We start from the raw sequence: 14,904 nt of genomic DNA, 5'->3' as shown, positions 1-14,904 counted from the left end.
ATGCGCTGAGTGAGCCGGCAATACGTGGTCGGGGCGGCAATGACGCCATCCAACGGCTAGATTGGTCCTGTGGCAGACACAGTTGAGAACGCCGTCAGCACCCCCGACGTCGAGCAGCCCTGGGCTGAGTTGGGGTTGTCCGCTGACGAGTACCAGCGCATCCGGGAGATCCTGGGACGTCGCCCGACCGGCGGCGAGCTCGCCATGTATTCGGTGATGTGGTCGGAGCACTGCTCGTACAAGTCGTCGAAGAAGTACCTACGACGCTTCGGTGACCTGCCCCAGCGCACGCCGCTCGGCCCGCTGCTGGCAGGCATCGGTGACAACGCTGGCGTCGTCGACATCGGAAACGGACTGGCCGTCACGTTCAAGGCGGAGTCCCACAACCACCCGTCCTATGTCGAGCCGCATCAGGGCGCAGCCACCGGAGTCGGCGGCATCGTTCGAGACATCATGGCCATGGGTGCTCGCCCGGTCGGCGTCATGAATGCCCTGGCCTTCGGGCCCCTCGGTGGTTCCGACACCTCCCGAGTGCTGCCCGGTGTCGTCTCCGGCATCGCTGACTACGGAAACTGTCTTGGCCTGCCGACGATCGGTGGCCAAACCCTCTTCGACCCCACCTACTACGGCAACCCGCTGGTCAACGCGCTGTGCGTCGGCGTGCTGCGTCACGAGGACCTGCAGTTCGCCAAGGCCTCCGGTGTGGGCAACCTCGTCATCCTCTTCGGTGCCGCGACGGGGGGTGACGGGATCGGCGGCGCGTCGATCCTGGCCTCCGAGTCCTTCGCCGCCGAAGGGGAGTCCAAGCGGCCCAGCGTCCAGGTGGGCGATCCCTTCATGGAGAAGTTGCTCATCGAGTGCACCCTCGACCTGTTCAACGCCGGGGTCGTCGAAGCCCTGCAGGACTTCGGCGCAGCCGGTATCTCATGCGCCACCTCGGAGCTGGCCAGCGCCGGTGACGGTGGTATGCACATCGAGCTCGACCGCGTCCCGCTGCGCGACCCGAGCCTCGCTGCCGAGGAGATCCTCATGAGCGAGTCCCAGGAGCGGATGGCCGCCGTGGTGCGCCCGGACCAGCTCGACGAGTTCATGAAGATCTGTGATCGCTGGGGAGTGGCCGCCACCGTCATCGGCGAGGTCACCGACACCGGTCGTCTCCACATCGACTGGCACGGCGAGCGGATCGTCGACGTCGATCCGCGCACCGTCGCCCACGACGGGCCGGTCCTCGACATGCCTGCGGCGCGCCCGTGGTGGATCGACGAGCTCAACGGCGATGACGCCAACAACCTTCCGCGCGACAACTCGGGAGAGGGTCTGGCCGGTGCTCTACTGGCGCTGGTCGGTTCTTCCCACCTGTGCGACCGCTCCTGGATCACTGACCAGTACGACCGTTTCGTGCGTGGCGACACGGTGCTGTCCCAGCCCAACGACGCCGGCATGATCCGTGTCGACGAGCAGACCAACCTCGGCATCGCGCTGTCCCTGGACGCTAATGGCCGTCAGACCACCCTCAACCCGTACCTGGGCGCTCAGCTGGCGCTGTGCGAGGCCTATCGCAACGTTGCCATCAGCGGTGCGACCCCGGTGGCCGTCACCGACTGCCTCAACTACGGCTCCCCGTACGACCCCGACATCATGTGGCAGTTCGACGAAACCATTCTCGGCCTGGTCGACGGCTGCCGTGAGCTCGGTATGCCGGTCACCGGTGGCAATGTCTCCCTGCACAATCGCACTGGTGACGAGTCCATCCGGCCGACCCCGCTCGTCGGTGTCCTCGGTGTCATTGACGACGTTCGCACCCGCATCCCCTCCGCCTTCGCCCATGACGGTGACGCTGTCCTGCTGCTCGGCACCACGAAGTGCGAGTTCGGTGGATCGGTCTACGACGACGTCATTCACGCCGGTCACCTCGGCGGCATGCCCCCGATGCCCGATCTGAACGCCGAGAAGGCCCTGGCCGCGGTCATGGTGGAGGCTGCCAGGCGCGGTCTGCTCTCCAGCGCTCACGACCTGTCCGACGGCGGCCTGGCCCAGGCTCTCGTGGAGAGCTGTCTGCTCAGCGGCCTCGGTGCCTCGGTCACCCTGCCCGAGGGGGAGCCCTCGGTGATGCTCTTCTCGGAGTCGCCGGCTCGCGCCGTCGTCTCGTTGTCCGGTGCCGACTACCGCGAGTTCAAGGAGCTGTGCCAGGAGCATGGTGCGCCGGTCGCCCGCATCGGTGAGGTCATCGATCACGGCGAGTTCGAGGTCAACGGGCTGTTCAGCCTGTCACTCGACGAGATCGAGCGCACTTGGCGCAAGCCGATTCCGGCTGCCCTGGGGGAGTGACGAGAACTCTTGACCTGAGCTGACGGCGAGTGGTGCTGCCCAAGAGCTGTGGCGTTCATGCGGGTCATGCTCATGTACCGCTGTGACAAAGACACCTTGCGATGCGGATCTCCTGGTCGACGATCTTATGGACCAGACGGTGTTCCGTCTGCCACCGCGTGTGGTAATCGTCTCCTCACGATTATTGGCTACGCGAGGACCTTTGCCTCGCCTCAGAGAGGGCCGCCAATGGGGCCGCCGCCTTGAGGTTCTTCTCGCACCACTCCTCGTCAGGCTGGGATGCGGCGACGATCGCGCCACCGGCACCGACCGAGACCCCCGCCCCGGCCCGGACCAGCGTCCGAATGACAATGCTGAGGTCGGCAGTGCAATCGAACCCGAGGTAGCCCAGCACCCCCGAGTAGATTCCTCGGGCGCCAGCCTCCAAACTGTCCAGTATCTCCACGGATCGTTCCTTGGGTGCCCCCGTCATCGACCCACCAGGGAACGTGGCTCGCAGCACGTCGACCAGCCCGACATCCCCGCGCAACTGTCCGCGCACCGTGGTCACCATCTGGTGCACCGTCGCGTACGACTCGATCTTCATCAGGTGCGGCACCTCCACCGTGCCGGGCTGGCACACCCGCGACAGGTCATTGCGCACCAGATCGGCGATCATGAGGTTTTCGGCGCGGTTCTTGGCGTCGGTGCGCAGATCAATGACGCGTTGGGCATCCTCGACACGGTTACCACAGCGGGCCATCGTCCCCTTGATCGGTGCGGACTCGACGATGCCGTCACGTATTCGCAAGAACCGTTCCGGGGAGGAGGAGCACACCTCGAGGTTCGGGTTGCTGAACCGAAGGTACGCGCCGTAGGGAGCCGGATTTCGACGTCGTAGCGCCCGGTACAGCTTCCAGCCGTTCACGTCGCACCTGGAAGTCCACGTGTCGGTGAGACAGGCCTCGTACGAGTTGCCGCGAGCCAACGCCCGCTGAATCGTGAGGGTCCGGTCTTGATACGCCTCGCAGCTCAGCCGCCACGACCCAGCAGGAACGCTGATCGGCGGGCTTGGTGGTTCATCAGGTCCTCGGCGAGCCACCAACGCCAGAGCCAACGTGTCAAGCAGATCAGCAGTCTCGTCACGGTGTGGCGCGTCGTGGTCCACCAGAGCCAGTAGAGTGGCGCGCTGCTCGTCATGGTCATAGGCAATCCAGCTTGCCGGGCGCAGCCACATCGCGTCGGGCATGTCGCTGCGGTGCGCGTTCGGCCCCAAGGTCAACGCCTTGCACTCATAGCCCAGGAAGCCGACGTAGCCGCCAGTGAACGGGATGTCACCGAGCTTCGGCCTCGTCGCTCCTTCCGCAAGACGGCGTGCCAGAAACCCCAGCACATCACCAGGCTCGGATCGCCCATTGACCAGCAACGTATTCGTGTTGACGTCGTAACTGATCACCTCCGACGCCGATCCCGCCGCCGTGCCCATGATGCTCCACCGACCGGTGTCGTCGCGTGCGGCCGCCGAGTCCAACCAAAAGGCGTCAACGTCACCAGCCAGTGCGGCGAAGGTAGCTTCCGTGTCGAGATCGATGTCGACCTCACGGTGGCATATTTCCCACCTCGCCGGGGTCTGAAGGATCGTGCGTGAAGGAGGACAGCTGGGGCTGCGATTTTTCGACGCCAAGTCGCCAGACACCGTTGTGCAGTGGGGGTGGCCGATCGCCAAGAAGTTGGCGACGAGTTGGGCCCCCACCTGTGTCATCACTGATTCGGGATGGAACTGCACACCCCAGTGCGGCCGATCTGCAACCTTGAACGCCATGATGGTGCCATCCTCGGCGCGAGCGTGTTCAAAAGTGTCATCGCCCAGTGCCGACAGGCACAGCGAGTGATACCGAGTGGCCTCGAAGTCCTGTGGCAATCCGGTGAAGATCCCGCGTCCCGAATGATGAATCTGGCTCACGACACCGTGACGTGGCCGAATTGCCTGCAGCTGAGCACCGTGGCGCAGCCCAAGACCTTGGTGACCGAGACATACCCCAAGCAGGGGGAGCCTGGCGGAAGCATCAATGACCTGGCCAGCAACATGGAAGTCCGCTTCGGTGAGCGGAGAACCAGGTCCTGGTCCAATGACCACGTGATCGAACTCGCCGTCAGCCAGCCGGTGGAAAACCCCGTCCCGTTCAATGTCTTCGGGGCGTACCACCACCGGCGCTGTACCGCTGACTTGGGCCAACAGGTGCGCGAGGTTGAAGGTGAAGGAGTCATGGTTGTCGACAAGTAGGATCACGCGGGACCTCCCTGGGTGGCCTCTCAAGAGTGCCATTGCTTGATACGAACGAGGACTCGCACTCCTACACTTTGACCATGGATCTTTCTCATGCTTTCAAGGACCTGTCTGCCAAAGTGGATACCGGTTTCGACGATGCGGTGGAACAGCTCACCCGTCACGTCGCAGTCCGGTCGGTCAGTTCCCAGCGACCCGACGACGTGAGGTCCGGAGCCGACTTCGTCGCAGCTGCGGCCAAGGAGGCTGGCGCCGCAGACGTCAACGTCATCACCGAGAATGATGGACTGCCGACTGTCATCGCCCACTGGCCAGCCCCCGAGGGCAAGCCCACCGTCCTGCTGTACTCCCACGGTGACGTCCAGCCCACCGGCAACCCCGACGAGTGGCACACCGACCCGTTCGTGGCCACCACCAAGGAAGAACGTCTCTTCGGGCGTGGCACTGCTGACGACAAGGGTGGCGTCGCTGCCCATCTGGCCGCCATCCGTGCCTTCGACGGCAAGCCCCCGGTTGGCGTCACCCTCTTCGTCGAAGGTGAGGAGGAAATCGGCTCCCCGTCCATGGACGCCATCATCGCCAACCACAAGGAGGAGTTGGCCGCTGACGTCATCGTCATCGCCGACTCGGTCAACTGGACCCAGGTCGTGCCCTCCTTGACGACCACCCTGCGTGGCGTCGTTGACTGCGTCGTGGAGGTCTCCACCCTCGACCACGCGCTGCACTCCGGTCAGTTCGGCGGCATCGTTCCCGACGCCCTGACGACTCTGTGCCGCCTCATTGCGACCCTGCATGACGAGACCGGTGAGGTCACCGTTGACGGGCTCAAGGGATTTGCCGGCCCGCAGCTGGACTACCCGGAGGACCGTCTGCGCGAGGAGACCGGTGTCCTTGACGGAGTCCAGTGGGTCGGTCAGGGACGCGCCGTCGAGAAGATGTGGACCAAGCCGTCGGTCACCGTCATCGCCATCGACGCCACCCCGGTTGCCGACGCCATCAACATCCTGCCAGCCACCGCCCGTGCCAAGATCAGCCTGCGCGTCGCCCCTGGTCAGGACGCCGATGAGGCCATGGAAGCTCTCGTCAAGCATCTGGAGTCCCACGTCGAGTTCGGCGCCCACGTCAAGGTGACACCCGGCCAGCTTGGCCAGCCGGGTGTCGTCCCCTTCACCGGTGAGCGCGCCGAGGTTGCCAACGAGGCCTTCAAGCTGGCCTGGGGTCAGGAGCCCGTCGAGATGGGCACCGGCGGTGCCATCCCGTTGGTGACCGATCTGCAGAATGCCTTCCCGCAGGCCACCGTTCTGGTGACGGCCGTCACCGATCCGGAATCGCGCATGCATGGTATCGACGAGTCCCTGCACCTGGGTGACTTCCGCAAGGCCATCCTCACCGAGGCCCTCATGCTCGCCGGCCTGGCTGAGTGAAGTTCCGCTGAAGGGTGTTCCCGCGTAGAATGGCCCTGCCTCCGGTCGTGCCGGTAGGCAGGGCCTGGGACGTTCGGCGGGCAGTTGCCCCGTCTGAGTGACGATCACCGGGGCTCGCGTCAGAAGGGTGGGCAGACGCGGACAGCCACTTGTCCCCGTCATCGAGAGGCCCGCCCATGTCCTCCGGCTCCGTGAGCTACCGAACTCTGTTCTCCCTGCCAGGCGGCACCTTCGTCACCGTCTCCGCCTTGGCTCGTCTGCCCTTGGCCATGAGCCAGCTGGGCACCCTGTTGCTCGTGTCCAGCCCACAGGTCTCGGGGCGGCTGGGCCCTGGTGGTCTGGCTGCGGGCATCGTCGCCCTGGCCATCGCCATCGGCTCTCCCATTTTCGGCGCCCTGACCGACCGTCATGGTCAGCGCACGGTGCTGTTGGTGCAGTCCTTGGTCGGTGGACTCGCCCTGACCGCCGAGGGAGTGGTTGCCGCGATGGGGGCAGTGTGGCCGATCGTGGCCGCCATCGGCGGAGTGGCGGGATTCTTCCTGCCTCAGATCGGCACCATGGCGCGGGTTCGCTGGCGTGCCATGGGAGCAGCAAATCCCAAGATCGAAGCAGGGGTGCTGGAAACCTCCTTCGCATGGGAGGGGTCCATTGATGAGGCCTCCTTCGCCCTCGGACCAGCCATGGTCGGCATCCTCGCGGTGATTGCGGGTCCCGTCCCTGGCCTCGTCGTCGCCGGTGCGATGTTGGTGGTGCTGGGCAGTTGGTTCGCCCTGGACCCGACGTCGAAACTCGTCGAGGGTCACCGCGCCGGGACCGACCGCCAGGGGGTCTCGACCCCGGCGCAACGTCGTGCTCCTGGTCCGCTGCTCACCGCCGGTGTGTTGGCCACCTGCGTCGGCATGATCTTCATGGGCATGGTTTTCGGGTCCGTCCAGACCGGAACTACCAGTCTTGCCACGCAGACGGGACGACCTGGCCTGGCGGGTCTGCTGCACGCCCTGCTGTCGGTGGGTAGTGCGGCCGCCGGCCTGGCCCTGCCGAGGTTGGCACGTCGTCTGGACCTCGTCGCACGGTGGAAGTTCTTCGCCCTGGGACTGGCGGTGTTCGCGGCCCCGCTGCTCATCGTCCATCACCTCGGTCCGCTGGTCCCGGCCCTGATCGTCCTCGGTGTGGCTGCGGCGCCGTACATGATTACCCTCTTCAGCGTTGCGGAGCGCGCCGCGTCCGCCGGACGGATCGGCACCGTCATGACCCTCATGGCGGCCATGAACAGCCTGGGTTATGCCTTCGGGACGACGATGGCCGGACGTCTCGCCGATCGGGGAGGTGCCACGCCGGCCTATGCGGTGACGTTCGGCGTCGGTGTCGCGGCGACCCTGCTGGCCGTCCTGGTGGCCGGCAAGGTGACCCCGGCCAGGGGCTGAGATCTGCGCCCTGACGCTCCTGACAACTGTTCCACAGCCACCCTCGGCCATTGTGCGATACCGTGGCCTCGTGCCGTGCGCAGACGGAAGGCTTACCGCAGACCTCGATCCCCAGGATCACGGACCCCAGGACGCTTGTGGCGTCATCGGGATCTATGCCCCCGGTGAAGAGGTGTCCAAGCTCACCTATTTCGGCATGTATGCCCTGCAACACCGAGGCCAGGAATCCGCTGGCATGGCGGTGTCGGACGGTCGCCGAATGATGGTCTTCAAGGACATGGGGCTGGTCTCCCAGGTCTTCGACGAGGCCACCCTGAACTCCCTGCGGGGCCACATGGCCGTCGGCCACACCCGCTACTCGACGACAGGCGCGAGCGTCTGGGACAACGCCCAGCCGACCTTCCGCTCTCGTCAGGGTGGTGGAGGCCTCGCCTTGGCCCACAACGGTAACCTCACCAACGCCGACGCCCTTGAGGCCCTCATCGCCGAGCGCGCTCCGAGCACTGACGTTCCTCACAAGGACCGGATGGACTCCAGCAACGACACCTCGCTCGTCACCGCCCTCATGACGACCTACGACGGCACCCTTGAAGAAGTCGCCACCCAGGTGCTACCTCACCTCAAGGGGGCCTTCAGTCTCGTCTTCATGGACGACCACACCCTGTGCGCCGCTCGTGACCCGCAGGGCATCAGGCCGCTTGTGCTGGGACGCCTCCCCAGCGGATGGGTGGTCGCCTCCGAAACTGCCGCCATCGACATCGTCGGGGGCACCTTCGTTCGCGAGATCGAGCCCGGTGAGATGATCGCCATCGACGCCGCCGGTCTGCGCACCAGTCACTTCGCCGAGGCCCGTCCCAAGGGCTGCATCTTCGAGTACGTCTATCTGGCCCGGCCCGACACCGTCATTGCCGGACGACGCATCCACAACGTGCGGGTCAAGATCGGCAAGATCCTGGCCCAGGAACACCCCGTCGACGCTGACCTCGTCATCCCGGTGCCCGAGTCCGGCACCCCGGCTGCTATCGGTTATGCGGACGAGTCCGGTATTCCCTACGGCATGGGTCTGGTCAAGAACTCCTACGTCGGTCGGACCTTCATCCAGCCCTCCCAGACCCTGCGCAACCTTGGCATCCGTCTCAAGCTCAACCCGTTGCGGGACGTCATCGAGGGACGCCGCATCGTCGTCGTCGACGACTCCATCGTGCGCGGCAACACCCAGCGTCAACTCGTCCGGATGTTGCGCGAGGCGGGTGCTGCCGAGGTGCACGTGCGCATCTCCTCGCCGCCGGTGAAATGGCCCTGCTTCTACGGCATCGACTTCGCCACCCGTGCCCAGCTCATCGCCCCCGGACTGGAGGTCGAGGACATCTGTCGATCCATTGGCGCCGATTCTCTGGGTTACGTCAGCCTTGAGGGCCTCATCCGAGCCACCCACGTCGACGCTGACAACCTGTGCCGGGCCTGTTTCGACGGTGTCTACCCCGTGCAGGTGCCCACCTCCGCGCGAGACGTCGTCGCCGTCACCACCCCTACCGATCCCGATGAGGAGAAGCAGTGAGCAACGAGTCCGCGTACGCCCGCGCCGGCGTCGACATCGAGGCCGGTGAGCGTGCCGTCGACCTCATGAAGGCCCACGTGGCAGCCACCCGTCGTCCGGAGGTTCTCGGTGGCCTGGGAGGCTTTGCTGGTTTCTTCGACGCCTCCGCGCTGGGGAAGTACCGCCATCCGGTGCTCGCCACCTCGACTGACGGTGTCGGTACCAAGGTCGCCATCGCCCAGGCCATGGACGTCCACGACACCATCGGCTTCGACCTGGTGGGCATGCTCGTTGACGATCTCGTCGTGGTGGGTGCGCAGCCGTGGTTCGTCACCGACTACGTCGCCTGTGGTCACGTCGATCCGGACCGGATCGCCAACGTTGTCAAGGGCATCGCCGCCGCCTGCGCCAAGGCCGGCTGCTCGCTGCTCGGCGGCGAGACGGCCGAGCACCCCGGCCTGTTGGCCCCTGACGAGTACGACGTCGCAGGTGCCACCACGGGAGCCGTCGAGTACGAAGGGATCCTCGGTCCGCAGCGGGTTCAGGACGACGATGCCCTGCTGGCGGTGGCCTCCTCGGGCTTGCACTCCAACGGCTACTCGCTGGTCCGCAAGGTGCTGCTGGCTGACGCGGGTTGGGGTCTCGACCGTCACGTCGACGACCTGGGGCGCACCCTCGGCGAGGAGCTCCTTGAGCCCACCACCGTCTACGCATCTGACCTGTTGGCCCTCATCAGTCATGTTGAGGTACACGCCATGAGTCATGTCACAGGCGGGGGACTGGCCAACAACCTTGCTCGCGTTCTACCCGACGATCTCGCCGCTACTGTCGACCGGTCGACATGGGCTCCTGCCCCGATCTTCAACCTCGTCCAGCAGGTGGGCGACATCTCACAACCTGATATCGAGGCAACCCTCAACATGGGGGTCGGGATGGTCGTGATCATGCCAGAGGCGAACATTCCCGAGGCGATTGAGCTGCTCGCCGGTCGCGGTCTTTCCGCATGGCAATGCGGTCATGTTTCCCGTCGTGGCGGACTCGACGAACCGGGGGCGGTGCTGGTTTCGAGCCATCCTCGCCGCTAGGCCGTTCGCCCGGAAATGAAACTTGCGGTGGCTCACTTTGGTACCGAGGTCGTCGCTCGGGTAGCCTGTGCCCCACGACAGTTGATGATTTTGGGCGGCAAAGCCGCTATTGATGAAGCGAGGGGGTCGACCCACATGGGGCGCGGCCGTGCAAAGGCGAAACAGACCAAGGTTGCCCGCGATCTGAAGTATCGTTCGGTGGACATGGATCTCGAATCACTGGAGCGAGAGCTAAGAGGCGACATTCGTCAGCGGGAGGATCCTCATGACGAGGACGGCCTGTCTGATGAGTATGCCGATCTTGCCGAGAAGTACGCCCACTACGGCGAGGACGACTGAGCCGGTAATGCGGCCATGAGGTGGCTCAACGACCCTCTGATCGACGGGTTTGAATATGCCCGGATCGGGCTCCCGCATGCGGTCAAGTCCGTCGGTGACCCCGACGGACTTCTGACTGCCAGTGTGGTGCGCCGTCGTCAGCCACGTCAAGGTCGTGCAATGCTCTACGTCCACGGCTGGTCAGACTGCTTCTACCAAGCTCACCTGGCCGAGGCAGTGGAGAGCTGGGGATATGACTTCATCGGTCTTGACCTGCGTCGGTACGGACGAAATCTTGTCCCTGGCCAGATGGCTGGCTGGGTGCGTGACCTTGCCGAGTACGACGAGGAGATCAACGCAGCGGTGTCATTGCTGCGCGTCGACCACGACTCGGTGACGATGATGGGCCACTCCACCGGGGGGCTCACCGTGCCGTTGTGGGTCTCACGTCACCCGGGACGTGTTGACGGGGTCATTCTCAACTCCCCGTGGATCGACCTGCAGGGATCATTCCTCACCCGGGCGCTGGCTGGACCGTTGGCCCGGTCAGTGCGCATCGCGGAGCCCACCACGGTGCTGCCCATTCCGTCACGGGACAACTTCGGTCACACCATCCGTCGCGAGTTCGGCGGCGAGTGGGACGTTCCCGAGGTGAAGGATCCTTCCTGGGCACCATTCGTCACTCGTGCTGGCTGGCTGGCTGCCATCCTTGACGGTCACGAGAAGGTGGCCCGAGGACTTCACATCGACGTCCCGATGTTGGTGCTGATCTCGGACCGCAGTGACCTGTCCGCGACCTGGAAACCGTCGATGGCGTCGGCTGACACCGTTCTCGACGTCGAGAGGTTGGCCCGTGCCTCGGTCAATCTGGGACGTCATCTCACCCTGGTCCGTATCAGGGGTGGACTGCACGACCTGGTGCTTTCCGCGCCGTCAGTGCGAGCTAGCGTCTTTGCGGAGATGGGCCGGTGGGTAGGCGCATATTTGGCGTGAAATCTCACATCCACCAGTTTTCTGGGCGGTGCTGACATTTTTGTGCCAAACTTCTCCCTGCTGGGCAGTGTCGCCCAGCAGGTGCAGATCAACTCCACGGCACTGGGGCCGTGGGACGGGGTCTGACCGAACCACACGGAGGTTTGGAATGTTCGCGAAGAAGATCGCAGCCCTCGCGACGGCGTCGATGCTCGTCCTGGCTGGCTGCAGCTCGACCACGACTGACGAGAGCGGGGGCAAGGAGTCGACGACGTCCTCGTCGACTCCGAAGGCAGGAGGTGCCGGTGGCGAGGTCGGTGTGTTCACCTGGTGGGCCGACGGCTCCGAAGCGAAGGGTCTCGACGCCCTCGAGAAGGTGTTCGCCGAGAAGTACCCGAACGACAAGTTCAAGAACTTGGCCGTCGCTGGTGGATCCGGCTCGAACGCCAAGGCCAAGCTGGCCTCCGACCTCAAGAACGGCAACCCGCCAGGTTCCTTCCAGGGCCACGCGGGCGCTGAACTGACCGACTACATCGACAACGAGCAGATCGAGCCCGTCAACGACATCATCAAGGAGCTCGGTGGGGAGTCGGTCTTCCCGAAGACCCTCACCGATCGGCTGACCGTTGAGGGGCACATCTACTCGGTGCCGGTCGACATCCACCGCGCCAACGTCGTGTGGGCCAACTCCGCCCTGATCACGAAGGCCGGTATCACCAAGACCCCGGACGACGTCAAGGGCTGGATCGCCGACATGGAGAAGGTCAAGGCTTCCGGCGTCGCCACTCCGTTGTCCATCGGTGGCACCTGGACCCAGACCGAGCTTTTCGAGTCCATCCTGGCCGCCGATTTGGGTGCCGACGGCTACAACAAGCTGTTCACCGCGGACGGCACGTGGGACAGCCCCGAGGTCAAGACCGCCATCGAGGATTACAAGAAGGTCCTCACCTTCACCAACACCGCTTCCGATGGTGATGACTGGCCAGCCGCGACCGACATGGTCGCCTCTGGCAAGGCCGCCTACAACGTCATGGGTGACTGGGCCGTTGCTGAGTTCGACATGAAGGGCAAGAAGTACGGTACCGACTACACGGCTTTCGCGGTGCCCGGCAAGGAGATCGTCTACGACTTCCTGGCCGACTCCTTCACCCTGCCGGCCGGCACGAAGAACCCCGAGGCCACCAGGGACTGGTTGCGCTTCGTCGGTTCTGCCGAGGCCCAGGAGTCGTTCAACAAGATCAAGGGATCGATCCCGGCCCGTACCGACGTCAAGCCTGACGGATTCAGCACTTACCAGCAGGACGCCATGAAGGACTTCAAGGAGCTGCCGATGGTTTCCTCGATAGCCCACGGCGCTGCTGTCTCGCTGGCCTGGAGCTCCGAGATCAACACCGCGATGAGCAAGTTCTACCAGGACAAGAACACCGACAATCTGGCCTCCTCCTTGGCGGCCGCACACGACAGGTACGGAAAGTGAGCCGTCTGATTCCGGCGTGACTGGTGTGCGGCCTGCGCTGGCGGGCCCCACACCATGCCGGAGGTACTGCTCCTGACGTCGGGTCGCTCCCGTGGTGGGACGGCGTCAGGAGTTCGGGCATGTCTTCAGAGCACTGTGCCGTGCTTCTCACCCCCAGAATCCGGGAGATGTCATCATGAAAAGAGTGAGGCGCTGGCTTCCGAGCTTTCTCCTCGTGTTGCCGTCAATCATCCTCGTGGGTGTCTTCGTCTACGGTTTCATCGGAAAGACCGTGTTCACTTCGCTGGCTCGGGTCAAGACCAAGTCGGGACGCATCAAGGCGCCTGGTGGCTGGGAGAACTACTCTCAGTTGTTGGCCGACGACCGCTATCAGCACGCCATGTGGAACCTCCTGGTTCTGACGGTGGTCTTCGTTGCCGGAACCATGGTGTTCGGACTGTTGTGGGCCCTGCTGCTGGAACAGGGCGTCACCGGCGAGGGCTTCTTCCGGTCGGTGTTCCTGTTCCCGATGGCCGTCTCCTTCGTGGCTGCCGGCGTCATCTGGAGGTGGCTGTTGTCCCCGGCCAAGGATGGCCAGGCCACCGGCCTCAACCAACTCTTCGTCCACCTGGGAATGCCGGGGTTGCAGTCGTCCTGGTACTCATCCGGAAAGTTCAACATGGCTGCTATGGCCATCCCGGCGATCTGGCAGCTCTCGGGCTACATCATGGCTCTCTTCCTGGCTGGATTCCGAGGCATCTCCGTGGACCAGCGTGAGGCTGCGCGGGTCGACGGCGCCTCCGAGTTCAAGCTCTACTGGAACGTGCTGTTCCCCCAGCTCTCGCCCATCGCCCTGAGTGCCCTCATCATCGTCGGCCACATGTCGATGAAGATGTTTGACCTCATCTACGCCATCGCCGGCCAGAGCTCCTACACGGCTGAGGTGCCGGCCACCCTGATGTGGACGCAGATGTTCCAGCTCAACAACCCGACGGCTGCCGCCGTCAACGCGACGATCCTGTTGGTCATCGTGGCCGTGGTCGTCGTACCTTACCTGATTTACACCAACCGCACCGAGAAGGGAGGACGCTGATGACCACCACGGTGCTTCCGGGTGGGGCCGACATGCCCCCCGATTCCACCCTGTCCGGTGATGCCTTGCCCGACCTGCCGAGGCGCCGTCGTCGTCGCACCTCTGCCCAGAAGACCATGAGTGCGGTCCGGTACGTCCTTCTGGCGTTCTTCGCGGTACTCGTGCTGACTCCTGCCTATGCCCTGCTCGTGACGAGCTTCAAGACGCCTTCCGGCTACGATCAATCAACTGCGTGGACGTTGCCCCGGGTGTGGTCGGTGGGTGGCTGGCAGGCCGCCTGGGACGCCCTCGCACCGGCCCTGGGGCGCTCTCTCGTCATGGCAGTGTCGGCAGCCGTCATCTCAGCCATCCTGGGATCCCTGAACGGCTACGTCTTCGCGAAGTGGACGTTCCCTGGATCCCACGTCATCTTCGTGCTGTTCCTGTTCGGAATGTTCATTCCCTATCAGGCCATCATGATTCCGCTGTCGGGCATGATGCTGGACATCCAGCAGGGAGTGCCGTGGTTCGCCGGTGTCCCTACTCTGATCTTGTGCCACGTGGTCTACGGAATCCCGATCTGCACGCTGATCTTCCGCAACTACTACGCCACCGCAGTGCCTTCGGAGATCATCGAGGCAGCTCGGGTGGACGGCGCTGCCACGATCTCGACCTACGCCAGGATCGTGCTTCCGGTGTCCATTCCCGGATTCGTCGTGACCCTCATCTGGCAGTTCACCAGTGCATGGAATGACTTCCTCTTCGCACTGTTCCTGACGAACCAGAACAACGGCCCGGTCACCTTCGGCCTGAACGCGCTGGCGTCCGGACAGAACCCGAACTATCCGCAGATCATGGCTGGCGTGCTCGTCGCCTGCCTGCCGACCCTGCTGGTGTACATCGCCTTGGGCAAGTATTTCGTGTCCGGTCTCATGAGCGGATCAGTGAAGTGATTCGCTGTATCCCGGGGCTGTCAGATCTTGGAGGAGGGCAGCGACGCTGGTTGCGAAGCGGTAGCGGCA

11 protein-coding genes are annotated in these 14,904 nt (G+C 64.4%); 10 read left to right on the top strand and 1 reads right to left on the bottom strand.

Features of this window, described 5'->3' with window-relative positions; genetic code table 11:
- Positions 1–69 precede the first annotated feature (69 nt).
- Positions 70–2,328: a phosphoribosylformylglycinamidine synthase subunit PurL gene (gene purL, locus ACSJJT_RS11255; RefSeq protein ID WP_435918366.1), complete on the top strand. Its 2,259-nt coding sequence runs from the start codon at positions 70–72 to the stop codon at positions 2,326–2,328.
- 181 nt (positions 2,329–2,509) lie between these two features.
- Here the strand turns inward: purL and ACSJJT_RS11250 are convergent, their stop codons facing one another.
- Positions 2,510–4,597, bottom strand: a complete 2,088-nt coding sequence (locus ACSJJT_RS11250; protein ID WP_435918365.1) for a chorismate-binding protein — start codon at positions 4,595–4,597, stop codon at positions 2,510–2,512.
- A gap of 77 nt (positions 4,598–4,674) precedes the next feature.
- Between ACSJJT_RS11250 and ACSJJT_RS11245 the strand changes: the two genes are divergently transcribed.
- The 9 genes from ACSJJT_RS11245 (at position 4,675) to ACSJJT_RS11205 (ending at position 14,835) form a co-directional block, all read left to right on the top strand.
- A complete protein-coding gene (locus ACSJJT_RS11245; protein ID WP_435918364.1) occupies positions 4,675–6,018 on the top strand; it encodes a dipeptidase in 1,344 nt (447 codons plus the stop codon).
- 176 nt (positions 6,019–6,194) lie between these two features.
- Entirely contained in the window at positions 6,195–7,442 is a 1,248-nt protein-coding gene (locus tag ACSJJT_RS11240; RefSeq protein WP_435918363.1) for an MFS transporter, read from the top strand.
- A 70-nt stretch (positions 7,443–7,512) separates the two neighbouring features.
- Entirely contained in the window at positions 7,513–9,000 is a 1,488-nt protein-coding gene (gene purF, locus ACSJJT_RS11235; protein ID WP_435918362.1) for an amidophosphoribosyltransferase, read from the top strand.
- Positions 8,997–10,064, top strand: coding sequence for a phosphoribosylformylglycinamidine cyclo-ligase (gene purM / locus ACSJJT_RS11230; protein ID WP_435918361.1), 1,068 nt, complete (start codon positions 8,997–8,999; stop codon positions 10,062–10,064). The genes purF and purM overlap by 4 nt, the downstream gene beginning before the upstream one ends.
- A 135-nt stretch (positions 10,065–10,199) precedes the next feature.
- Positions 10,200–10,403 carry a DUF3073 domain-containing protein gene (locus tag ACSJJT_RS11225; RefSeq protein ID WP_435918442.1) on the top strand — a complete coding sequence of 68 codons (204 nt, stop codon included), beginning with the start codon at positions 10,200–10,202 and terminating at the stop codon, positions 10,401–10,403.
- 15 nt (positions 10,404–10,418) lie between these two features.
- A complete protein-coding gene (locus ACSJJT_RS11220) occupies positions 10,419–11,375 on the top strand; it encodes an alpha/beta hydrolase (protein ID WP_435918360.1) in 957 nt (318 codons plus the stop codon).
- Positions 11,376–11,523: 148 nt separating this feature from the next.
- Positions 11,524–12,831, top strand: coding sequence for an ABC transporter substrate-binding protein (locus ACSJJT_RS11215; RefSeq protein ID WP_435918359.1), 1,308 nt, complete (start codon positions 11,524–11,526; stop codon positions 12,829–12,831).
- Positions 12,832–13,006: 175 nt separating this feature from the next.
- Entirely contained in the window at positions 13,007–13,903 is an 897-nt protein-coding gene (locus ACSJJT_RS11210; RefSeq protein ID WP_435918358.1) for a carbohydrate ABC transporter permease, read from the top strand.
- Positions 13,903–14,835, top strand: a complete 933-nt coding sequence (locus ACSJJT_RS11205; protein ID WP_435918357.1) for a carbohydrate ABC transporter permease — start codon at positions 13,903–13,905, stop codon at positions 14,833–14,835. The genes ACSJJT_RS11210 and ACSJJT_RS11205 overlap by 1 nt, the downstream gene beginning before the upstream one ends.
- Positions 14,836–14,904 lie beyond the last annotated feature (69 nt).

The sequence above is a fragment of the Cutibacterium nasicola genome (assembly GCF_051303185.1).
In the GTDB taxonomy this organism is placed as follows: Bacteria; Actinomycetota; Actinomycetes; order Propionibacteriales; family Propionibacteriaceae; genus Cutibacterium.
This window is presented reverse-complemented; position numbering and strand designations above follow the sequence as displayed.

What these genes read in the sequence shown, in the direction of transcription:
- ACSJJT_RS11205 (WP_435918357.1), top strand. Translation starts at nt 13,903, where the DNA reads ATGACCACCACGGTGCTTCCGGGTGGGGCCGACATGCCCCCCGATTCC.
- ACSJJT_RS11220 (WP_435918360.1), top strand. Translation starts at nt 10,419, where the DNA reads ATGAGGTGGCTCAACGACCCTCTGATCGACGGGTTTGAATATGCCCGG.
- ACSJJT_RS11240 (WP_435918363.1), top strand. Translation starts at nt 6,195, where the DNA reads ATGTCCTCCGGCTCCGTGAGCTACCGAACTCTGTTCTCCCTGCCAGGC.
- ACSJJT_RS11210 (WP_435918358.1), top strand. Translation starts at nt 13,007, where the DNA reads ATGAAAAGAGTGAGGCGCTGGCTTCCGAGCTTTCTCCTCGTGTTGCCG.
- ACSJJT_RS11225 (WP_435918442.1), top strand. Translation starts at nt 10,200, where the DNA reads ATGGGGCGCGGCCGTGCAAAGGCGAAACAGACCAAGGTTGCCCGCGAT.
- ACSJJT_RS11245 (WP_435918364.1), top strand. Translation starts at nt 4,675, where the DNA reads ATGGATCTTTCTCATGCTTTCAAGGACCTGTCTGCCAAAGTGGATACC.
- ACSJJT_RS11215 (WP_435918359.1), top strand. Translation starts at nt 11,524, where the DNA reads ATGTTCGCGAAGAAGATCGCAGCCCTCGCGACGGCGTCGATGCTCGTC.